This is a genomic window from Pseudomonas sp. GV047, from assembly GCF_003058245.1.
Taxonomy (GTDB): domain Bacteria; phylum Pseudomonadota; class Gammaproteobacteria; order Pseudomonadales; family Pseudomonadaceae; genus Aquipseudomonas; species Aquipseudomonas marginalis.
This window is the reverse complement of record NZ_QCWA01000001.1, coordinates 393,209-415,019: the sequence shown is the minus strand read 5'-3', so window position 1 is coordinate 415,019 and position 21,811 is coordinate 393,209. Positions and strand designations below refer to the sequence as shown.

Here is a 21,811-nt window from a genome sequence, read left to right as displayed (position 1 = left end):
CACCCTCCTTAACGACGGATCGCGAGACGCTGCTCCAGGTAACGGAGCAGCATGGCAATGAGGTAACAGGCCGCCACGTAGAGCGCGGTCGTGACCAGCCAGGTTTCAATCACCCGGTAGCTTTCGACGTTGATCTTGCGGGCGTAATAGGTCAGCTCGGGCACTGCGATGGCGGCGGCCAGCGAGGTGTCCTTGAACAGCGAGATAAAGTTGTTCGACAGCGCGGGCAGTACGTTGCGCAGCATCACCGGTACGGTGATATACGCACGAATCCGCCATTCGCCGAGGCCGATGGCCAGTCCGGCTTCGCGCAAGCCCTTGGGAATATTCAACAGCCCGGCGCGGAACACTTCGGTCAGGTAGGCACCGGCGTACAGCGACAGGGTGATGATGAACGACGGGATCTTGTCCAGGCGGATACCCAGGCTGGGCAACGCAAAGTAGATCAACAGGATCAGCACCAGGATCGGCGTATTGCGGATCACCGTCACATACACCGAGGCCAGGATTCGCAACGCACGGTGTCTGGACAGCATGGCAAACGCCATCAACAGGCCGATCACGCAACCGATGGCGATCGACAGCAATGCCAGTTGCAGGCCCAGGCCGAGCCCCGCCAGCAAGGTGTCGAAATCGCGCCACACGGCGGCAAAGTTCAACTGATAGTTCATGGTCAGCAGTACCTGATGGGGGCGCCGTTGGCGGCGCCCCGGTTTTCACGAATCACTTGAACTCGACGGGAAAGCCGATGGCAGGTTCCGGCAGGTCCACACCGAACCACTGCTTGAACGACGCCTTGTAGGTGGGGAATTCCACACCGGTCATGGCCTCATGCAGCGCGGTGTTGACGAAGTTCAGCCAGTCCTGGTCGCCACGCTTGACCGCGCACGCGTAGGTCTGCGGGCTCCAGGCGTAGGCCGGGCTGCGGTAGCGGCCGGGGTTCTGCACCATCAGGTACTTGACCGAGGACTGGTCGGTGGCGGCGGCATCGGCGCGACCGGAGTTCACCGCCTGGTACATCAGGTCGACGCTGTCGTACTGGTCGACCTTGGCCTTGGGCAGCGCCTGGTGCACCAGCTCTTCGGCATACACGTTCTGCAGCACCGCCACGGTGACGCCATCGCCCGCCGCCTGCAGGTCTTCGATTTCCTTGTACTTGCTGTTGTTCGGCAGCAGCAGGCCCACGCCTTCGCGGTAGTACGGCAGCGTGAACGCCACTTGCTGGGCACGGCTGGCGGTGACGGTGATGAACTGGCAGCTCATGTCGACCTTGTCGGTCAGCAGGTTGGGAATGCGTGCGTCGGACGACTGCACCACAAACTCGACCTTGCTCGGGTCGTTGAACAAGCCCTTGGCCACAATGCGGCCGATGTCGATATCAAACCCCTGCAACTTGCCATCCGCTCCCTGGAAGTGCCACGGCGCATTGGTACTGCCTGTACCCACGATCAGGTGCCCACGCTTGAGCACATCATCGAGCTTGCTGTCCGCCGCCTGCACGATGCCTGCGAGGGAAGCCGATGCGGCGAAGAGAAAAACACACGCTTTGAACACGGAAGGTCGGTGATGCATGACAAGCACTCCAGGAGTTGTGTATTCCGCTATACCGGAACTTAGTATGTAACAACGGAATAGACAGCAGAAAGTGTGCCACACGCCCTCAAAGAAAAACATGCCTGCAATAAAGGCTTGTTAAATCAGATAGATAAATATTTTGGGGAGACAAGGCGCTACGCCAGCATCTGCAATCTCTTTGCTACTCAGGGCCCCATATGGCGGTGACAGGTCCCGGCGGACGCACTGCAACAGCGTTACCGCGCACCGTTGCAGTGCGCGTGCAGCGTGGAAAAATCCCCACGCTGGACTAGCCTTGGCACATCCCTGCCGACAAGGACCCTGCCCTGATGAAGTCATGTCTTACCCTGGTGGTGCTCACCTTGCTGGCAGCCGGCAACGCGTCGGCCAGCAACGACCGCCGCGACTGCAAGGAAGAACTGCGCAGGCTCAAGGAAGCCTTCGACACCAACTACACCAGCCAGAACCACCACGACTATCGCCGGGCCAAGGCCTCCCGGGACAATGAGGAATACCGCAAGTGCGCAAACCAGGCGCGCAAGGCCCGGGAACGTGTGGAGCGTGAGGCAGACCTGTGAAGGTTGACAGTAGACGGTAACGGTCCCCGGGCTTAGCGTTGGCAAAAACCCTGCAAGGCCCAAAGGGAGATCATCATGGGGATTGCCACTGCGACCATTGCCACTACCGACGACTACCGGCGCGTGCTGAGCAGTTCGCGCCCGGTATTCATGCTGTTCATCTCAGCTCACTGCCCGGCCTGCGGGGTAGCCGGGCCGCTGTTTGAGCAGATTGCCGCCCAGTACCGATCAGTAGTGAGCCTGGTGCTCGATTGCGCGAAAACGCCGAGGCACCCGCAGGTTACAGGCACCCCGACGCTGCTGATCTTCCAGAACGGCACCTTGATGGAAACATTCAAGGGTTTCGGACCCGAGGAGCAGCAAGCGCAGTTTGTGGAGGACACCTTCAAGCGTTATGCACGCCGCAAGGCTGCAATAACACCTGCGTCACCCGCCGCTCCTCTACCGCCGCCACCGTCAGGCGCCAGCCCTCATGCTCCAGGCTATCACCCACCACCGGCAGGCGGTCGAGCAGGCTCATCACCAGGCCGGCCAGGGTCTGGTAATCCTCGGTCGCGACGGCCTTGAAGCCGGTACGCTGACGAATCTGGGTGAGATTCAGGGCGCCATTGGCACGGAAGCCCGCGCCCTCCTCGACAATATCCGGCCCTTCGATCTCACTGGCATCCGGCAACTCACCGGCAATGGATTCAAGAATGTCGGTCATGCTCAATACGCCCATGAAGTCACCGAACTCGTTGATCACGAAGGCGATATGGGTGGATTCCTGGCGCATCTGCTCCAGGGCGTTGAGGATCGAAAAGCTCTCCAGCAGGTTGATCGCCCGGCGTGCGAGGTGCTCCAGGTTCGGCTCATTGCCGGCCAGGTATTCCTTGAGCAATTCCTTCTTGTGCACAAAGCCCAGCGGCTCATCCACCGCGCCATTGCGGATCAACGGCAGGCGCGAATAGGACGAGTGCATCAGCTTCAGGCGAATCGTGTCGGGGTCGTCCGCCAGGTCGATAAAGTCGACGTTGGCCCGCGGCGTCATCAAGCTGCGAATCGGCCGCTCGGCCAGTTGCAGCACACCGCTGATCATTACCCGCTCGCGTCGGTCGAACAGCGGCCCCTGGGCGGCATCCGTCTCGCCCAACAGGTCAGCCACCTCTTCCCCCACCTCCTCCACCGCCAGGCTGCGACCGCCGAGCAAGCGCATCACCGCATGGGCCGTGCGCTCACGCACCGGCAACACGCCTTGGGCCGACTTCTTGCGACGCGCGCGGGCAATCTGGTTGAACACCTCGATCAGGATCGAGAAACCAATCGCCGCGTACAGGTAGCCCTTGGGAATATGGAAACCCAGGCCTTCGGCGGTCAGGGCGAAACCGATCATCATCAGGAAGCCCAGGCACAGCATGATCACCGTCGGGTGGGCGTTGACGAAGCGTGTGAGCGGCTTGCTCGCGACGATCATCAGGCCGATGGAAATGATCACGGCGATCATCATCACCGCCAACTCATCCACCATGCCCACGGCCGTGATCACCGCATCCAGGGAGAACACCGCGTCGAGCACCACGATCTGCGCCACAATCGGCCAGAACATGGCGTATGCCACGTTGCCGGTGCGCTGGGCCACATGGCCTTCCAGGCGCTCATGCAATTCCATGGTGGCCTTGAACAACAGGAACACACCGCCGAACAGCATGATCAGGTCACGGCCGGAGAAGCTCTTGTCGAACACCTCGAACAGCGGCTGGGTCAGGGTCACCAACCAGGAAATACTCGCCAGCAGGCCCAGGCGCATCAGCAACGCCAGGGACAAACCGATCAAGCGCGCACGGTCGCGCTGCTCCGGCGGCAGCTTGTCCGCCAGGATCGCAATAAACACCAGGTTGTCGATGCCCAGCACCAGTTCCAGCACAATCAAGGTCAACAGGCCGAGCCAGGCCGTTGGATCCGCTAACCATTCCATTTATATCAGTCTCTCTACAGGTTTCAGAATGCCGGGCACGGCAAGGCGCGGTCGGTGGACCGGGACACGGCTGGCAGTCGGGATACGGGGTGTTTCAGCGGGAACAGCGGCGGCGGATGTCTTGGGGAAAGACGACTGGGAGGCTCCGAGAGGATGTTCATGCAGGTCCTGAAATAACAAAAGGACTTGAATCCTACAGGCGAAATACAAATTTCCTGCAACGCAAAACTATTACAAAACCTGTCTTCGAGCCCCACACAAAATCATGTGGGAAGGGGCTTGCCCCCGATGAGCATGAGTATCTACACAACTTTTAAGATCTTGCCAAATCTCTGTGGTGAGCGGGCTTGCCCCGCGCTGGGCTGCGAAGCAGCCCCAAAACCAGCCTCTACAGAGTGCCTGATACACCGCGTTCTTCTTTACTGGGGCTGCTTCGCAGCCCAGCGCGGGCGGTGCGACGATTCGACAAGCCCGCTCACCACAACAGCCCTGTCTGCCGGGCGTCCGGCGTTGAGCCAACGTTGTGTAGATACCCACGCCCCGATGAGGGCGTGTCAGGTTTTACGGGTTGCGTCGTCCAGCGCCAGGATGGTGTGGGCATTAGTGACGGTGGTTGCGAGGGTATTGATCACCCCCGACCGCAACGCCCCCAACGTTGCCGCCGCCTTGGTGTTCTCACTGGCAATCGCCACCACGTCCGGGATGCGGAACAACTCCTGCACCGTCAACCCGATCACTCGCCCCTGGATCGCGTTGACTGCCGGCTGGCCGTGGATGTCGATGAAGTCATAGCCCATCATGTCGCCCACGGTGCCGGACAAGCGTGCCTGGGCGATTTCCTGGGGCGAGAACCAGCCCATACGGACCATATTGCTGTTCTCGCTCATGTCGCCGATGCCGATCAGCGCCATGTCAGCCCGCCGCGCACGGTCGAGGGTGGAGCGCACCGTGTCATTGTTGATCAACACCCCGCGCAACTCCGGGTTGGCCACCAGGGCCGGGGCGTACAGGCTTTCACTCTCGCCGCCAAAGCGCAGGGCCAGGCGCCGGCAGATGTGATCGGGGTTCATGTATTCGCCGGCCTTGAGCGAACCGCCAATGGCGCAGACAAATGTGCAGTTGCGCGTCACCGGCAGGAACACGTTATCGGCCACGGCGCCGACGTTGCGACCCATGCCCACGGCGACGATCATGCCGTCGCTCAAGGTCTTGTTCAGGTAGTTGGCCACCAGGCTGGCGACGGCCGAGCGTTGGGTATCGGGGTCGCTGTGGTCCACCGCGATCAACGCGCGATCCAGCTTGAAGCGCGCCACCAAGGCCTGTTCCAGCTCGTTGTTCATCGCCGGATGCTGCAAGACGCGCACCTCGACAATGCCCTCATCCCGCGCGCGCTTGAGCAATCGGCTGACTTTTGCCCGGGACAGGTCGAAGCGCTTGGCGATGGCTTCCTGAGTGACGTTCTCGAGGTAATAGAGCATCGCCACTTCGGTCATCTGATCAATATCGCTGGCCATGCGCTGGGTACTGTCACTCATGGGGACGGGCTTCCGTTTCGGCGTCAAAGGCGCATTCTCCCGACTCTTGCCCTGCTACGTCCACTATTGATGCCCATCGCGCTCAATCGCATTGATGCGCTCGACCTTGGCCCCGGAACGGGCCGCCTCGAACTCCGACTCCAGGAACGACTTGACGATGCTTTTCGCCAGTTCGGCGCCGATCACCCGCGCGCCGATCGACAGGATCTGCGCATCGTTGCTCTTGCGCGCCCGCTCTGCCGAGTACGTGTCATGGGCCTGGGCCGCACGAATCCCGAGCACCTTGTTGGCCGAGATCGCCATGCCGATCCCCGTGCCGCACACCAGCACGCCCAGGCGCTGCTGCCCGGCGTTGATGGCGGTGGCCACGGCCAGGGCGATGTCCGGGTACAACACCGGCGCGGTGGAATGGGTGCCGAAGTCGGTCACCGGATAGCCCAGCGCCTCGATATGGCGCTTTAACAGCTCCTTGAGCTCAAAACCCGCTTCATCGCATCCGATAGCCACCGGGAAAGGTGTGTTCATGGTGTCTGGCTCCGCTGCCGTGAGGGTGCTTACGACTGATCAATTGATCACTCAATGAAATTTCTATCATTCATTTCGCAGACGTTACCCCTCTTCTGTCAAGCGGGATTTAACTGACCTGCCAGTCAAAGCGCTCTAAAAAAGGGTAATTGGCGAAAAAGATCAGAATCGCAGCATTTACATGAAAGAGATTGACTGATCAGAATTTCATTTGATACACATATGATCACAGCGAAACATGACTGTGCGACCTAATAAGAATTCACAGCACGAGGACACGCCGATGGCCACGCCATTACTGCTCCAGGCTGAACACGTCGCCAAGGCTTACGCCGGGATCCCTGCCCTGCGTGACGGGCGCCTCTCTCTGCGGGCCGGCAGCGTCCACGCCCTGTGCGGCGGCAATGGCGCAGGCAAGTCGACTTTCCTGAGCATCCTGATGGGCATCACCCCGCGCGATGCCGGCAGCATTCTGCTCAACGGCACCGCCGTACAGTTCAATCGCCCCAGCGAAGCCCTCGCGGCGGGGATCGCGATGATCACCCAGGAACTGGAACCGATCCCCTACATGACCGTCGCCGAAAACATCTGGCTGGGCCGCGAACCGCGCCGCGCCGGCTGCATCGTCGACAACAAGGCCTTGAACCGCCGCACCCGCGAGCTGCTGGAAAGCCTGGAATTCGAGGTGGACGCCAGCAGCCCCATGCACCGACTGAGCGTGGCGCAGATCCAGCTGGTGGAAATCGCCAAGGCGTTCAGCCATGACTGCCAGGTGATGATCATGGACGAGCCAACGTCGGCCATTGGCGAGCGCGAAGCCGAAACCCTGTTCAAGGCGATTCGCCGCCTCACCGCGCGGGGCGCCGGCATCGTCTATGTATCGCACCGCTTGAGCGAACTGGCGCAGATCGCTGATGACTACAGCATCTTCCGCGACGGCGCCTTTGTGGAAAGCGGACGCATGGCCGATATCGACCGCGACCACCTGGTGCGCGGCATCGTTGGCCAGGAACTGACCCGCATCGACCACAAGGTCGGCCGCGAATGCGCCGCCGACACCTGCCTGCAAATCGACAACCTCAGCCGCGCCGGCGAGTTCCACGACATCAGCCTGCAACTGCGCCAGGGTGAAATCCTCGGCATCTACGGCCTGATGGGCTCGGGGCGCAGTGAATTCCTCAACTGCATCTATGGCCTGACCGTGGCCGACTCCGGCAGCGTCACTCTGCAAGGCAAGCCCATGCCCGTCGGCCTGCCCAAGGCGACCATCAATGCCGGCATGTCGCTGGTCACCGAAGACCGCAAGGACAGCGGCCTGGTGCTGACCGGCAGCATTCTTTCCAACATTGCGCTGTCGGCCTACAAGCGCCTGTCGAGCTGGTCGCTGATCAACGCACGCAAGGAAACCCAACTGGCCCAGGACATGGTCAAGCGCCTGCAGATCAAAACCACCTCACTGGAACTGCCGGTGGCGTCCATGAGCGGCGGCAACCAACAGAAAGTGGTGCTTGCCAAATGCCTGTCGACCGAACCGGTGTGCCTGCTGTGCGATGAGCCGACCCGGGGTATCGATGAGGGCGCCAAGCAGGAGATCTACCACCTGCTGGATCAATTCGTGCGCGCCGGTGGCGCCGCCATCGTGGTGTCGTCGGAAGCCCCGGAACTGTTGCACCTGAGTGACCGCATCGCCGTCTTCAAGGGCGGTCGCCTGGTGACCATCAGCACCGACACCGCCCTTTCCCAGGAAGCCCTGTTGAGTCTTGCCTCATGAATGCCAAAACCATTGCCGCCCCTATCACCACCGCACCGCGCAACCGCCTGCGCCTGTCCCTCGACCGCTTCGGCCTGCCGCTGGTGTTTATCCTGCTGTGCGTGGTGATGGCGTTTTCCAGCGAGTACTTCATGACCTGGCGCAACTGGATGGACATCCTGCGCCAGACCTCCATCAACGGCATCCTCGCGGTGGGCATGACCTACGTGATCCTGACCAAGGGCATCGACCTCTCCGTCGGCTCGATCCTGGCCTTTGCCGGATTGTGCAGCGCCATGGTCGCGACCCAGGGCTACGGGCTGCTGGCGGCGGTGAGCGCGGGGATGTTTGCCGGGGCGATGCTCGGCGTGGTCAACGGCTTTATGGTCGCCAACCTGTCGATCCCACCGTTCGTGGCCACCCTCGGCATGCTCAGCATTGCCCGTGGCATGACCTTCATCCTCAACGACGGCAGCCCGATCACCGACCTGCCCGACGCCTACCTGGCCCTGGGCATCGGCAAGATCGGCCCGATTGGCGTGCCGATCATCATCTTTGCGGTGGTCGCGCTGATCTTCTGGATGGTGCTGCGCTACACCACCTACGGCCGCTACGTGTACGCGGTGGGCGGCAATGAAAAAAGCGCGCGCACCTCCGGGATCGGCGTGCGCAAGGTGATGTTTTCGGTGTACGTGGTGTCCGGCCTGCTCGCCGGGTTGGCCGGCGTGGTGTTGTCGGCACGTACCACCTCCGCCCTGCCCCAGGCCGGGGTTTCCTATGAGCTGGACGCGATAGCCGCCGTGGTGATCGGCGGCACCAGCCTGTCGGGCGGCACCGGCAGCATTGTCGGCACGCTGTTCGGCGCGTTGTTGATCGGCGTGATCAACAACGGCCTGAACCTGCTCGGCGTGTCCTCCTATTACCAGCAGGTCGCCAAGGGCCTGATCATCGTGTTTGCAGTACTGATCGACGTGTGGCGCAAGAAAAAACGCTAGAGAACGACCACTACAACAATAACCGGAGTTCCCCCCATGAAACTTGGTACCACCCTGGCCGCCGCGGCGGCTCTCTCCCTGCTCGCCGGCAGTATCGCAATGGCCGCCGATGGCAAGACCTACAAGGTCGGCGCGGCCGTCTACGGCCTCAAGGGCCAGTTCATGCAGAACTGGGTCCGCGAGCTCAAGGAGCACCCGGCGGTCAAGGACGGCACCGTGCAGTTGACCGTGTTCGACGGCAACTACGACGCCCTGACCCAGAACAATCAGATCGAAAACATGGTGACCCAGCGCTACGACGCAATCCTGTTCGTGCCGATCGACACCAAGGCCGGCGTCGGCACGGTCAAGCAAGCCATGAGCAACGACGTGGTGGTTATCGCCTCCAACACCAAGGTCGCCGACGCCTCGGTGCCCTACGTCGGCAACGATGATGTGGAAGGTGGCCGCCTGCAGGCCCAGGCCATGGTCGACAAGCTCAACGGCAAGGGCAACGTGGTGATCATCCAGGGCCCGATTGGCCAGTCGGCGCAGATCGACCGCGAGAAAGGCGAGCTGGAAGTGCTGGGCAAGCACCCTGGCATCAAGATCATCGAGAAGAAGACCGCCAACTGGGACCGCGCCCAGGCCCTGGCGCTGACCGAAGACTGGCTGAACGCCCACCCCAAAGGCATCAACGGCGTGATCGCGCAGAACGACGACATGGCCCTCGGTGCCGTGCAGGCCCTCAAATCCCACGGCCTGACCTCCAAGGATGTGCCCGTCACGTCCATCGACGGCATGCCGGACGCGATCCAGGCGGCGAAGAAAGACGAAGTCACCACCTTCCTCCAGGACGCCCAGGCCCAGTCCCAGGGCGCACTGGACGTAGCGTTGCGCGCACTCGCCGGCAAGGACTACAAACCGCAGTCGGTGATCTGGGAGCGCTATGCCAAGGACGTGAAATGGGGCGATGGCACGGCCAAGACCTACATCCTGCCGTGGGTGCCCGTGACTAACGCCAACGCCGATGCACTGTACAAACAGGTCAGTGGCGGTAAGTAGTTATTGGCTTGAAATACAGGCAAGTGTGGGAGGGGGCTTGCTCCCGGTGGCGGTGTACCAGTGATAGATCAGGTGATCTGACCCACCGTCATCGGGGGCAAGCCCCCTCCCACATGAGATCTTCACTGTTTTCGAAAATGGAGTCATGTAAATGTCTGGATTCTGGAACCAAGCCTTCGACCTCAACGGCCGTTGCGCGGTGATCACCGGCGGCGCCGCCGGTATCGGCCTGGCCTGCGCCAGCCTGCTGGTGGAGCGCGGCGCCCGCGTAGCGTTGCTCGACCGCGACCCGGCGGTGGTTGAAGTGGCAGCAAGCCTGGGTGCCGGGCATCTGGGCATTGCCGTCGACCTCAGCCGGATCAACCAGGTGCAACACACCATCGACCAGGTCTTCGCACACTTCCAACGCCTGGACTACCTGATCAACAGCGCCGGCGTGGCCCTGCTGGACAAGGCCGTCGATGTCAGCGAAAGCGCCTGGGACACCACCCTGGACATCAACCTCAAGGCCAGCTTTTTCGTGGCCCAGGCCTGCGCGCGGCACATGCTCGCCCAGGGCAGCGGACGCATCGTCAACCTCGCGTCCCAGGCCGCGGTGATCGGCCTCGACCGCCACGTCGCCTACTGCGCCAGCAAGGCGGCCATCGTCGGCATGACCAAGGTGCTGGCCATGGAATGGGCGCCGCACATCAACGTCAACGCCATCTCCCCCACCATCGTCGAGACCGCGCTGGGCAAGAAGGCCTGGGCCGGTGAAGTCGGCGAACGGGCCAAATTGCAGATCCCGGCGGGCCGCTTTGCCCAGCCGGAGGAAATCGCCGGGCTGGCGTTGTACCTGCTCAGCGATGCCGCGCAGATGATCACCGGCGCCAACCTGGTGATCGACGGCGGCTACAGCATTCAGTAATTCATTTATCTGTCGTGAGGTTTTGTCATGTCCACTGTCACCGAACGCACACCCGAACAACTCTCGCCGGTCATCCCGAAAACCATGCAGGCCGTGGTTTGCCATGGCCCGGAAGACTATCGCCTGGAAACCGTCGACGTGCCCACGCCCGGCCCCGATGAAATCCTCACCAAGGTCGAGTTGTGCGGCATTTGCATGGGCGACATCAAGACCTATCGCGGCGCGCCGTCGTTCTGGGGCGATGCCGAGCAACCGCGCTACGTCAAGCCGCCGATGATCCCCGGCCATGAATTCGTGTGTCGCGTGGTGGCCCTGGGCCCAGGCGCGGAAAAGCGCGGCGTGAAGGTCGGTGACCGGGTGATCTCGGAGCAGATCGTGCCATGCTGGGGCTGCCGCTTCTGCAACCACGGCCAGTACTGGATGTGCCAGAAACACGACCTCTATGGCTTCCAGAACAATGTGCAGGGTGCCATGGCCCAGTACATGATCTTCACCAAGGAAGGCATCATTCACAAAGTGCCGGAATCCATCGCCCCCGACGAAGCGATCCTGATCGAACCCCTGGCCTGCTCACTGCATGCGGCGGAACGCGCCAACGTCGACCATGACGACGTCGTGGTGGTGGCCGGCGCCGGCACCCTGGGCCTGGGCATCATCGGCGCCGTGCGCCTGCGCAACCCGAAAAAACTCATCGTGCTCGACATGAAATCCGAACGCGCCGCCCTCGCCCTGCGCATGGGCGCCGACGAAGTGTGGAACCCGGCCGAAGTGGACGTACTGGCCAACATCCGCGCGATCACCGACGGCTATGGCTGCGACATCTATATCGAGGCCACCGGGCACCACAAGGCGGTGAACCAGGGCCTGGCGATGCTGCGCAAGCTGGGGCGCTTCGTGGAGTTCAGCGTGTTCAACGACGAAGCCACGGTGGACTGGTCGATCATCGGCGACCGCAAGGAGCTGGACATCCTCGGCTCGCACCTGGGGCCGTACATGTACCCGCGGGCCATCGACTTTATCGGCAACCGCAAGATCGATATGCGCGATGTGGTGACCCACAAGTTCGCCCTGGCGGACTTCAAGGAAGCGTTTGCGGTGATGGAACGTGGCGACAAGTCGCTCAAGGTTGTACTAGAGCCCTAAGCACCCGACAGGTCCAAATGTGGGAGGCGGCAAGCCCTCCCCCCACAGTTGGATAGCGGTGAACCCATAAAAACAGGAACCCGCGTTATGAATCGAGTCATCAACGATCCGGACCACGTGGTCGAGGACATGCTGCGCGGCATCCTGGTCGCGCACCCCGAACTGCGCCAGTACGAAAGCAACCCACGGGTGATCGTCAAGGCCAGGCCTTCCGGGCCAGGGCGTGTCGGCATTGTCACGGGGGGCGGCTCCGGCCATGAGCCGGCCTTTCTCGGCTATGTCGGCCCCGGCCTGGTCGACGCGGTGGCCGTCGGTGAGATTTTCTCCTCGCCCACCGCCAAGAGCTTTTTCGACGCCTTCCGCGCCGCCGACCATGGCGCCGGCGTGGCCTGCCTGTACGGCAACTATGCCGGTGACAATATGAACGTGAAGCTGGCGATGAAAATGGCCGCCAGCAAAGACATGCGCATCCGCACCGTGGTCGCCAACGACGACGTGGCCTCCGCGCCCAAGACCGAGATCGCCAAGCGTCGCGGCGTGGCCGGGGAAATCTTCATGTGGAAGATCGGCGGTGCCGCCGCCGCCCAGCACTACGACCTCGACGGCGTGATTCGCGTCGCGCAGAAAACCGTCGACCACTGCCGCTCGATTGGCATCGGCCTCACGCCCTGCACCATTGCCGCCGTGGGCAAGCCCAACTTCCAGATCCCCGACGGCCAGATGGAACTGGGCATCGGCCATCACGGCGAACCGGGCATTGAGGTCATCCCCATTGAGTCCGCCGCCGCCATGGCCGAGCGCATGCTCGCGCCGATCCTCGCCGACCGCGACTTCAGCCAGGATGACAGCGTGGTGGTGCTGGTCTCCGGTCTTGGCGCCACGCCGGTGATGGAGCTGTATATTTTCTATGCCGAGGTGGAACGCCAACTCAACGCCAAGGGCCTGAAGATTCACCGCTGCTACGTCGGCAACTACTTCACCTCCCTGGAAATGATGGGCGTGACCCTGACCCTGCTCGGCCTCGACGCGGAGCTGAAAACCCTGATCGACCAACCCTGCCGCTCCATCGGCATGACCCAGGCGGACTGAACCATGAGCCAGCATTTTTCCAGCCACCACGGCAGCGCCATCGTCACCGACCTGGTCAGTGTGATCGTGGCCAACCGTGAATACCTCAGCGAAGTCGACGGCGCGATTGGCGACGGCGACCATGGCATCAACATGGCCAAGGGCTTCGCCCATTGCGGGCGCACGATCGAAGGTCGCCAACTGACCCTCGCCGAAGCCCTGGATGAGCTGACCCTGAGCCTGATGGAAGGCATCGGCGGCTCCATGGGGCCGTTGTATGGCAGCCTGTTTATCGGCATGGCCGACGAAGTGCGCGGCCGTGACGACATCGACGCAGCCACCTTCGCCCACCTGTTGCGCGGCGGCCTGACCTCGTTGCAGGACATCACCGAAGCGGGCGTGGGCGACAAGTGTCTGATGGACACATTGATCCCGGCGGTGGAAGCCTTCGAGCGCGCGCACGCCTCGGGGGCGTCCTTCAGTGATGCACTGGAGGCAATGAAAACCGCCGCCTCCCAGGGACGCGACTCCACCAAGGACCTGGTGGCGAAGATCGGCCGCGCCAGTCGCCTGGGCGAGCGCTCACTGGGCGTGCTGGATGCAGGGGCGGTGTCGTGCTGCCTGATCCTTACGCGCCTGGCGGATTCGGTGCAGCCGCGCCTGAGTGCTTGACCTGCTGGATATACCGCGCCACCGCCGGCGCTTTCTCGAAGCGCCGGTGAATCAGCGACAGCCACGAGGACGCGTCGCAGCCCTGAATGCTGCGATACACCACGCCCGGCAACTGCACATGCCCGACCATTGACGCGGGCACCACCGCCACGCCCTGCCCCATCGACACCAGCGCCACCACCGCGACCAACCCGCCCGGCTGTGGCCCCAGGCGCGGGGCATAACCGCCTTGCGCGGCGACATGCAGGGTGCCGCTGATTTGCTCCGGCAGGATAAATGTCTCGTTTTGCAGGTGTTCGCAGCCAATGGCCGCGAGCCCCAGCAGCCAGGAATCCTGGGGCAGCGCCAGGACAAAACCTTCGCCGTCCAGACGCACCGCCTCTACTCCCTCGGGCAAGGTCATCGGCGAGCGGATGTAGCCGATGTCATAGCGCCCGTCCGCCACCGCACTCGGCAGCGTGGCCATGGCGCATTCGCGCACCGTCACGCTGACGTCGGGAAATGCCTGGCCGAACGCACGCATCTGCCGCTGCAACAGCCCGGCGTACAGCGCCGAAGCCACGTAACCCAATTCGATATGGCCGATCTCGCCACGCCCGGCACGCTGGGCATGGTGCTGGGCGAATTCAAACTGGCGCACGGTGGCTTCGGCCTCGACCAGCAAGGCGGCGCCGGCTTCGGTGAGGCTGACTTCGCGTTGCCGGCGGATAAACAAGCGCGTGCCCAGGCTGGTTTCCATGTCCTGGATCTGCCGGCTCAGGGTCGGTGGCGCAATGCCCAATTGCTCGGCGGCACGGGTGAAGTTGCGCTGCCGGGCCACGGCGAGGAAGTAGCGAAAATGGCGGATATCCATAACAGGATTAGCTCAAAGGTAATGAAGTGCTCCACAGCGGCTAACAATACCAGCAGTGGCCAGGGATAAGCTCGAAGCACCTCAACATTGGAGCGCCCTTACGATGCCCACCAACTACATTTGCCCTATTGCCTGTAAGGTAATCAAGCCATGAGTCGGGTCAGCCCGCGCCTGACGTTGCTCACCGCGTCCGGTGTCTGCTCGCTGATCGTGCTCGACACCAATATCGTCGCCGTGACCCTGCCGAGCATCGCTCGCGACCTGGGGGCGAACTTTGCCGATATCGAATGGGTGGTCAGCGCCTACATGCTGGCGTTTGCCGCCTTGCTCCTGCCGGCCGGCAGCCTTGCCGATCGGTTCGGGCGCAAGAAATCCCTGGTCTGGGGCCTGAGTATTTTTATCCTCGCCTCCCTTGGCTGCGGGGCGGCGCCGAGTGCGTTGTGGCTGGATATCGCCCGCGCGGTCAAGGGCGTCGGTGCAGCGTTATTGCTCACGTCAGCCCTGGCCTCCATTGGCCACACCTTCCACGATGAAGTCGAGCGGGCCAAGGCCTGGGCGTTCTGGGGCGCCTGCATGGGCGTGGCGATGACGGCCGCGCCGACCCTGGGCGGCGTGATCACCGAATACCTCGGCTGGCGCTGGATTTTCTACCTCAACCTGCCCGTGGGCCTGGCGCTGATGAGCCTGGTGCTGCACGCGATTCCGGAATCCCGCGATAGCCAATCCGCCCGCCTCGACCCGTGGGGCAGCCTGGCCTTCAGCGCGAGCCTGTTGTGCCTGATCTGGGGCCTGATCGAGGCCAACCGTATCGGCTGGGATAACCCGCTGACCTATGCACGCCTGATCGGCGGTGCGGTGTTGCTGGGTGTATTTGTAGGGGTCGAACGTGTGCAGCAGCGGCCCATGGTGGACCTGCAACTGTTTCACCACCCGCGTTTTATCGGCGCCTTGCTCGGGATGTTTGCCTACGCCGGCTGCGCCCAAGTGATGATGACGCTGCTGCCGTTCTATCTGCAGAACGGCCTGGACTTCTCCGCGATTGCCTCGGGCCTGGGCATGCTGCCGTTCGCCCTGACCATGCTGGTCTGCCCCCGGATCGGCGCGCGGCTGGCGGGGCGCTTCGCACCGGCAACGATGATGGCGGCCGGGTTGACCCTGGTGGGCTGCGGCAACCTGCTGAGTGCCTGGGCGGTGAATATCGGCGGCTACCTGCCCTTCGCCCTGGCGATTGCCGTCACCGGTGCCGGTGCCGGTTTGCTCAATGGTGATACGCAAAAAAACATCATGGCCTGCGTGCCACGGGACCGTGCGGGGATGGCCTCGGGCATGAGCACCACCATGCGGTTCAGCGCGATCATGTTGGCGATTGGCGTGTATGGCGCACTGCTGAGCAGCCACAGCGAGCACGTGTTGCGCGCACGTATCGACACGCAATGGCAGGCGCAGGCGGCGGGGATTGCTTCACGGGTGGTGGCCGGGGATATGCCGGCGGCAATGGGCTTGTTGCCGGAGCCGGCACGGGCGATGGTGCAACCGCTGGCGCGGCAGGCGTTTGTGGATGGGTTCAGCGGGGTGTTGTGGGTGGCAGGGTTATTGGGATTGCTCGGAGCACTGGTGGTGGGGAGGCTGATGCGCAAGCCGATACCCACACCGAACTAAATGTGGGAGGGACGGTGCGACGATTCGACTTGCCCCCGATGAGCATAGGTATCTACAAAAATTTGTAGCAGCCAACGCTAACCACGATGCGAAGCGAGCCGCTCTTGATCTTGATCTCAGGCGCCCCGTTAAACCACGCTGGCCGGAATTCGATAGTGATTTGGGGGGTAAACCGGCAGGGATGCCGGTTTAGCCCCCACATCACTGTCGGATTACGGGCACACCGAGCCTAGGCGAGGTGCCGAGTGGTGGGGCGAAGCGTTTTGCTTACTTTTGCGCTTTTCAAAAGTGAGCCGCCGTAAGGGCGGAACCAACAGCAGCCGTTACCGCAGCAACGGATATGTACTCGGTCTGATCCAACATCCTGGTCGGCTGTCAGGCCGCCATCGGGGGCAAGTCGAATCGTCGCACCGTCCCTCCCACAGGTATTACCTATACCCCAAAGGGGCTTACCAGAAGCGTTGCTGGGTCAGGCGGCTCCACCAGGTCAGCAGCACCCGGTCTACCGAGCCGCTGGCCGCCAGGCCCACCCGTTCCTGCAGGCTTTTACGCTCGGCATAGTGCAGGTGGAACACTTCGGCGGTCTTGGCCTTGGTGGCCAGGTATTCGTCGCTGGTTTGCAGTTCGTCGACCAGTTGCTTATCCAGCGCGGCCACACCCAGCCACACCTCTCCGGTCGCTACGTCATCAATCGCCAGCTGGGGGCGATAACGCGAGACGAAGTTCTTGAACAACTGATGGGTGATGTCCAGGTCTTCCTGGAACTTCTCGCGGCCTTTCTCGGTGTTTTCGCCAAACACCGTGAGGGTGCGCTTGTACTCGCCGGCGGTCAGTACTTCAAAGTCGATGTCGTGCTTTTTCAGCAGGCGGTTGACGTTGGGTAACTGCGCCACCACGCCAATGGAGCCGAGGATGGCAAACGGTGCGCTGATGATCTTCTCACCGATACACGCCATCATGTAGCCGCCGCTGGCCGCGACCTTGTCGATGCACACGGTCAACGGCACGCCCGCCTGGCGGATACGCGCCAGTTGCGATGACGCCAGGCCGTAGCTGTGCACCATGCCGCCGCCGCTTTCCAGGCGCAGCACCACTTCGTCCTTGGGCGTGGCCAGGCTCAGCAGCGCGGTGATTTCATGGCGCAGGCTCTCGGTGGCCGAGGCCTTGATGTCACCGTCGAAATCCAGCACGAACACCCGTGGCTTGGCCTCGGGCTTCTTCTTGCCGTTCTTCTTTTCGGCTTTGCTTTCGGACTTGCGCAGGGCCTTGAGCTGCTCCTTGTCGAGCAGGCTCGACTCCAGGCGCTCACGCAGGCCCTTATAGAAGTCATTGAGCTTGCTGACCTGCAGTTGGCCGGCGGCTTTGCGACGCCCTTTGCTGCGCAGTGCCGCGAAGCTGATCAAGACCACCAGAATAGCGACCACCAGGGTGACGGTCTTCGCCAGAAAGCTCGCGTATTCAGCCAAAAAATCCATGTGTCTCCTTAACAATGCACGGCGCCAGGCGCGGATTGCCCAAGCATACCGACGGGATCGCCGGGCGGCCAGTGCTCAAACCGCCAGCAGGAACGCGCTCCAACGAGCTTTTAAAACAAGCGTATGTTTTTTCATTGACAGCACCCTGGCATCCTCATAACCTCGCCAGACTTTCAACGTACCGGGAAAACGGACGTGGGCAGCATCTATTTGATTCGACATGGCCAGGCCTCCTTCGGTGCAGACGACTATGACGTGCTGTCGCCCGTCGGCGTGGAACAAGCGCAAGTGCTCGGCCGCCACCTGGCGGATATGGGCCTGGTGTTCGACCGCTGCATCGCCGGCGACCTGCGCCGCCAGCAGCACACGGCCGCTGCCGCCTTCGATCAATACAGCACCCTCGGCCTGCCCGTGCCAGCATTGGAAACCGACAGCGCCTTCAACGAATTCGACGCCGACGCAATCATCCGCGCCCTGCTCCCCGACCTGCTCGGCAGCGAACCCGACGCCCTGGACATCCTGCGCAACGCCGCGCAAAACCGCAGCGAGTTCCAGCGCATCTTCGCCCTGATCATCGAGCGCTGGCTGGCCGGCACCTATGACCCGCCGGGACTGGAAAGCTGGCTGGGCTTCGTGGAGCGCGTCCAGGGTGGCCTGCAACGCATTCTGGAAGCGGCGGACAACACGCAGAAGATCGCGGTGTTCACCTCCGGCGGCACCATCACCGCCCTGCTCCACCTGATTACCCGGATGCCTGCCGCCCAGGCCTTCGAACTGAACTGGCAAATTGTTAACACCTCGCTCAACCAGCTGAAATTCCGCGGTCGCGAGGTGGCACTGGCTTCCTTCAACAGTCACACCCACTTGCAACTGTTGAAGGCGCCGCAACTCATCACCTTCCGATGAAGTGCGGCCAACCGTGACCCCAAGGTCACTGGACTCACCATAAAAGGATCGAAACCATGACTGACGTAGCTAAAGCCGTAGAAGCAATGAAAGCCAAATTCAACCCAGCCGCCGCCGACGGCCTGGACCTGGTGTTCGGTTTCCGTATCGACGACACCCAGAACTTCTCGCTGGTGGTCAAGAACAACACCTGCGAACTGCTGGAAGGCGAAAACCCTGACGCCCAAGTGACCCTGGTCATGGACGGCGACACTATGAAAGGCATCGTCAGCGGCGAGACCGACGGCATGCAGGCCTTCATGGGAGGCAAGCTGCGCACCGAAGGCGACATGATGCTGGCCATGAAGCTGAGCGAACTGTTCCCTTCCTGATTCACGGGCAACCCTGAATCTCTGTGGGAGGGGGCTTGCTCCCGATGGCGGTTTGTCAGTCGCGTCATCAGTTGACTGATCCACCGCTATCGGGGGCGAGCCCCCTCCCACATTTGGGCTGTAGCAGCAACGCCACCAGCGCACTCCATCCGGTCTGGTGCGAAGCCCCCAACCCCCGCCCCGTCTCGCCATGGAAATATTCATGGAACAACACCAGGTCACGACTGGCCGGGTCCGCCTCCAACTGCGCATACCCCGCCATCGACGGTCGTGAACCGTTTTCATCCCGCAGAAACAGGCGGGTCAAGCGCTGGCTGAGGCTGTCGGCCACGTCCTCCAGGGATGCCAGATACCCGCTGCCCGTGGGGTATTTCACCGAGAAGTTGTCCGCGTAGTAGCGGTGAAATTCCCGCAGCGATTCGATCAGCATGTAGTTCACCGGCATCCACAAGGGCCCGCGCCAGTTGGAATTGCCGCCGTACAGGCGCGAGTCGGATTCACCCGGCTGGTAACGGGCGCACAGGGTGTCGCCATTCATCTTCAGCGCCAGTGGCTGCTCGGCAAACGCCTTGGACAGGGAACGCACGCCAAAGGCCGAGAGGAATTCGTCGTCATCGAGCATGCGCCGCAGCAAATCCTTGGTGCGCTCGCCACGCAACAGCGCCAGCAACAGGCGATTGCCCTGACCCGGTTCGTTCCAGCGCGACACCAGTTTGGCCAGGTCCGGCCGGTGGTGCATGAACCCCAACAGCCGTTCACGCAACCCTTCCAGCCCCTCGTGTTCGCGCTGCTCCAGCACCAGCACGGCAAACAACGGCATCAGGCCGACAATGGAGCGCAGGCGCACCGGCTCGTTCTGGCCGTCGGGACGGTGCAGTACGTCGTAGAAGAACAGGTCCTGCTCGTCCCACAGGCCTTCGGCGCTGTCATCGACGCGGTTGATGGCGCCGGCGATGTACAGGAAGTGCTCGAAAAACTTCACCGCGATATCGACATACACGACATTGCGCTTGGCCAACTCCAGGCCGATACGCATCAAGTCCAGCGCATACGCCGCCACCCAGGCGGTGCCGTCGGCCTGATCGAGCTGATACCCCGGCGGCAACGCGGCCGAGCGGTCGAACAAGGCGATATTGTCCAGCCCCAGGAAGCCGCCCTGGAACAGGTTGCGACCCTCGGCGTCCTTGCGGTTGACCCACCAGGAAAAATTCAGCAGCAGCTTGTGGAAGATCCGCTCGAGGAAATCCAGGTCGCCCACACCGGTCAGCGCCTTGTCCTGCTGGTACACGCGCCAGCTGGCCCAGGCATGCACCGGTGGGTTGGCGTCGTCGAAGCGCCATTCATAGGCGGGCAGTTGGCCGTTGGGGTGCATGAAGCGGTCCTTCACCAGCAACAACAGCTGTTGCTTGGCATACCCCGGATCGATCAGGGCAAACGCCACCGCCTGGAAGCCCTGGTCCCAGGAGGCGTACCACGGGTATTCCCAGGTGTCGGGCATGGACAGGATGTCGAAGTTGGACAGGTGCCGCCAATGGGTATTGCGGATATGCAGGCGCTCGGGCGGTGGCGCGGGCTGGGCCGGGTCGCCGTCGAGCCACTGGTTCACATCGAAATAGTAGAGCTGCTTGGACCACAGCAAGCCAGCCAGGGCCTGGCGCTGCACGTTGCGCGCGTCGTCATCGACGAGGCCTTGCTGCAAGGCGGCGTAGAAGTCATCGGCTTCCTGGCGCCGCTGTTCAAACAGTTTGCGCGCGTTGACCTCGGGCGCGTCCACGGGTGCAAGGCGCAGGTAAAGGCTTTTGCTTTGCAGGCCCGCCAGCTCAAGGATAAAGCGTGCGGCCACCTTGGTACCGGTGTCGCGGCGAATCGCAGCGTCCAGCCCTTCAACCACATAATCGTTGATCCCGTCCTTGAACGGCCCCGGCGCCGGTTGCCCGCCCAGTCGCGGGAAGTTGCTCTCGTTTTCACAGAACAGCCATTCCACGCCCGCCTGCCCCCAGGCGCTGAGACGCAGATCGGGCAGTGCATGATGACGGGCCAGCACGTGTTCGCCGTCCAGCCTCAACTGTGGCTTGGGCGCATCCGAGGTCCAGCTCCAGTCATTGCGCGCCCACAGCTGCGGCAGCACCTGCAGGCGCGTCGGCTGTTGCGAGCGGTTGTGCACGGTGACGCGCATGAAAATATCGTCAGGCTGGTGCTTGGCGTATTCGACGCTGACGTCGCAGTAGCGGTTGTCTTCGAACACACCGGTATCGAGGATCTCGTACTCGGCATCGGCCAGACCACGCCGGGCGTTCTCGGCAATCAGGTCGGCGTAGGGAAAGGCGGCATGGGGGTATTTGTAGAGCATGCGCATATAGGCATGGCTGGGCACACCGTCGACGAAAAAGTACAACTCCTTGACGTCTTCACCGTGGTTGCCCTCGGCGTTATTCAGGCCGAACAGGCGCTCCTTGAGGATCGCGTCGCGCTCGTTCCACAGGGCCAGGCCCAGGCACCAGTGTTGCGCCTTGTCGCTGAACCCGGCCAGGCCATCCTCGCCCCAGCGGTAGGCGCGGCTGCGTGCATGTTCATGGGGGAAGTAAGCCCAGGCATCGCCGTCGGCGCTGTAGTCTTCGCGCACCGTGCCCCATTGGCGTTCGCTCAGGTAGGGGCCCCACTCGCGCCAACGCTCGGCCTCCGGCGTCGCCAGGCGTTGGCCTTCGATCGTGTCCAGTATTCGGGTGTCGGGTGTGGCCGTCATCGGGTCCTCCATCGCCTACCAGGTGAGGAGCAGTGTAGAGCCCAATGACGCCCGGGTG

At 62.4% G+C, this 21,811-nt stretch carries 19 protein-coding genes and 1 pseudogene; 12 read left to right on the top strand and 8 right to left on the bottom strand.

The window, feature by feature from the left end; genetic code table 11:
• Nucleotides 1-8: 8 nt before the first annotated feature.
• Nucleotides 9-671, bottom strand: coding sequence for an amino acid ABC transporter permease (locus C8K58_RS02040; RefSeq protein WP_027608632.1), 663 nt, complete (start codon nucleotides 669-671; stop codon nucleotides 9-11).
• A gap of 52 nt (nucleotides 672-723) precedes the next feature.
• Nucleotides 724-1,572: a transporter substrate-binding domain-containing protein gene (locus C8K58_RS02035; protein WP_027608633.1), complete on the bottom strand. Its 849-nt coding sequence runs from the start codon at nucleotides 1,570-1,572 to the stop codon at nucleotides 724-726.
• A 332-nt stretch (nucleotides 1,573-1,904) separates the two neighbouring features.
• Between C8K58_RS02035 and C8K58_RS02030 the strand changes: the two genes are divergently transcribed.
• Both C8K58_RS02030 and C8K58_RS02025 read left to right on the top strand, forming a co-directional pair.
• Nucleotides 1,905-2,153: a hypothetical protein gene (locus C8K58_RS02030; RefSeq protein WP_027608634.1), complete on the top strand. Its 249-nt coding sequence runs from the start codon at nucleotides 1,905-1,907 to the stop codon at nucleotides 2,151-2,153.
• 75 nt (nucleotides 2,154-2,228) lie between these two features.
• Nucleotides 2,229-2,519, top strand: a pseudogene (locus C8K58_RS02025) (thioredoxin family protein); the annotation flags it as partial.
• A gap of 19 nt (nucleotides 2,520-2,538) precedes the next feature.
• Here C8K58_RS02025 and C8K58_RS02020 read toward each other — a convergent pair.
• From C8K58_RS02020 to rpiB, 3 genes are all read right to left on the bottom strand, one after another.
• Nucleotides 2,539-4,107 (bottom strand): TerC family protein, encoded by a 1,569-nt coding sequence (locus C8K58_RS02020; protein ID WP_027608635.1) that lies wholly within the window; start codon nucleotides 4,105-4,107, stop codon nucleotides 2,539-2,541.
• A gap of 554 nt (nucleotides 4,108-4,661) precedes the next feature.
• On the bottom strand, nucleotides 4,662-5,642 hold the full coding sequence (locus C8K58_RS02015) for a sugar-binding transcriptional regulator (RefSeq protein ID WP_027608636.1): 981 nt from the start codon (nucleotides 5,640-5,642) through the stop codon (nucleotides 4,662-4,664).
• Nucleotides 5,643-5,705: 63 nt separating this feature from the next.
• Nucleotides 5,706-6,167: a ribose 5-phosphate isomerase B gene (gene rpiB / locus C8K58_RS02010; protein ID WP_016969738.1), complete on the bottom strand. Its 462-nt coding sequence runs from the start codon at nucleotides 6,165-6,167 to the stop codon at nucleotides 5,706-5,708.
• 283 nt (nucleotides 6,168-6,450) lie between these two features.
• Here rpiB and C8K58_RS02005 point away from each other — a divergent pair, with 283 nt between their 5' ends.
• From C8K58_RS02005 to dhaL, 7 genes are all read left to right on the top strand, one after another.
• The gene (locus tag C8K58_RS02005) at nucleotides 6,451-7,938 is read left to right on the top strand and encodes a sugar ABC transporter ATP-binding protein (protein WP_092356741.1); all 1,488 of its coding nucleotides are present in this window, start codon (nucleotides 6,451-6,453) and stop codon (nucleotides 7,936-7,938) included.
• Nucleotides 7,935-8,912, top strand: coding sequence for an ABC transporter permease (locus tag C8K58_RS02000; protein WP_027608638.1), 978 nt, complete (start codon nucleotides 7,935-7,937; stop codon nucleotides 8,910-8,912). Before C8K58_RS02005 ends, C8K58_RS02000 begins: the two co-directional genes overlap by 4 nt.
• Nucleotides 8,913-8,948: 36 nt before the next feature.
• Complete coding sequence (locus C8K58_RS01995) at nucleotides 8,949-9,956, top strand: substrate-binding domain-containing protein (protein WP_027608639.1); 1,008 nt, start codon at nucleotides 8,949-8,951, stop codon at nucleotides 9,954-9,956.
• A 151-nt stretch (nucleotides 9,957-10,107) separates the two neighbouring features.
• Nucleotides 10,108-10,863: an SDR family oxidoreductase gene (locus C8K58_RS01985; RefSeq protein ID WP_027608640.1), complete on the top strand. Its 756-nt coding sequence runs from the start codon at nucleotides 10,108-10,110 to the stop codon at nucleotides 10,861-10,863.
• Nucleotides 10,864-10,890: 27 nt separating this feature from the next.
• Nucleotides 10,891-12,006 carry an alcohol dehydrogenase catalytic domain-containing protein gene (locus tag C8K58_RS01980; protein WP_108572838.1) on the top strand — a complete coding sequence of 372 codons (1,116 nt, stop codon included), beginning with the start codon at nucleotides 10,891-10,893 and terminating at the stop codon, nucleotides 12,004-12,006.
• Nucleotides 12,007-12,093: 87 nt separating this feature from the next.
• Entirely contained in the window at nucleotides 12,094-13,095 is a 1,002-nt protein-coding gene (locus tag C8K58_RS01975) for a dihydroxyacetone kinase subunit DhaK (RefSeq protein ID WP_027608642.1), read from the top strand.
• Nucleotides 13,096-13,098: 3 nt separating this feature from the next.
• Nucleotides 13,099-13,746 (top strand): dihydroxyacetone kinase subunit DhaL, encoded by a 648-nt coding sequence (dhaL, locus tag C8K58_RS01970; RefSeq protein ID WP_065927173.1) that lies wholly within the window; start codon nucleotides 13,099-13,101, stop codon nucleotides 13,744-13,746.
• Here dhaL and C8K58_RS01965 read toward each other — a convergent pair.
• Nucleotides 13,703-14,599, bottom strand: coding sequence for a LysR substrate-binding domain-containing protein (locus C8K58_RS01965; RefSeq protein WP_027608644.1), 897 nt, complete (start codon nucleotides 14,597-14,599; stop codon nucleotides 13,703-13,705). The genes dhaL and C8K58_RS01965 overlap by 44 nt on opposite strands.
• A 150-nt stretch (nucleotides 14,600-14,749) precedes the next feature.
• Between C8K58_RS01965 and C8K58_RS01960 the strand changes: the two genes are divergently transcribed.
• Entirely contained in the window at nucleotides 14,750-16,258 is a 1,509-nt protein-coding gene (locus tag C8K58_RS01960; protein WP_108572836.1) for an MFS transporter, read from the top strand.
• A gap of 449 nt (nucleotides 16,259-16,707) precedes the next feature.
• On the opposite strand, the gene sohB is transcribed toward C8K58_RS01960, so the two are convergent.
• Complete coding sequence (gene sohB, locus C8K58_RS01955; RefSeq protein ID WP_027608646.1) at nucleotides 16,708-17,733, bottom strand: protease SohB; 1,026 nt, start codon at nucleotides 17,731-17,733, stop codon at nucleotides 16,708-16,710.
• 195 nt (nucleotides 17,734-17,928) lie between these two features.
• On the opposite strand from sohB, the gene C8K58_RS01950 reads away from it, so the two are divergent.
• Together C8K58_RS01950 and C8K58_RS01945 are read left to right on the top strand one after the other, a co-directional pair.
• Nucleotides 17,929-18,639, top strand: coding sequence for a histidine phosphatase family protein (locus tag C8K58_RS01950; protein WP_027608647.1), 711 nt, complete (start codon nucleotides 17,929-17,931; stop codon nucleotides 18,637-18,639).
• A 56-nt stretch (nucleotides 18,640-18,695) separates the two neighbouring features.
• On the top strand, nucleotides 18,696-19,010 hold the full coding sequence (locus C8K58_RS01945; protein ID WP_027608648.1) for an SCP2 sterol-binding domain-containing protein: 315 nt from the start codon (nucleotides 18,696-18,698) through the stop codon (nucleotides 19,008-19,010).
• Between the two features lie 67 nt (nucleotides 19,011-19,077).
• Here C8K58_RS01945 and C8K58_RS01940 read toward each other — a convergent pair whose 3' ends face one another.
• Nucleotides 19,078-21,753, bottom strand: a complete 2,676-nt coding sequence (locus C8K58_RS01940) for a glucosidase (RefSeq protein WP_108572834.1) — start codon at nucleotides 21,751-21,753, stop codon at nucleotides 19,078-19,080.
• Nucleotides 21,754-21,811 lie beyond the last annotated feature (58 nt).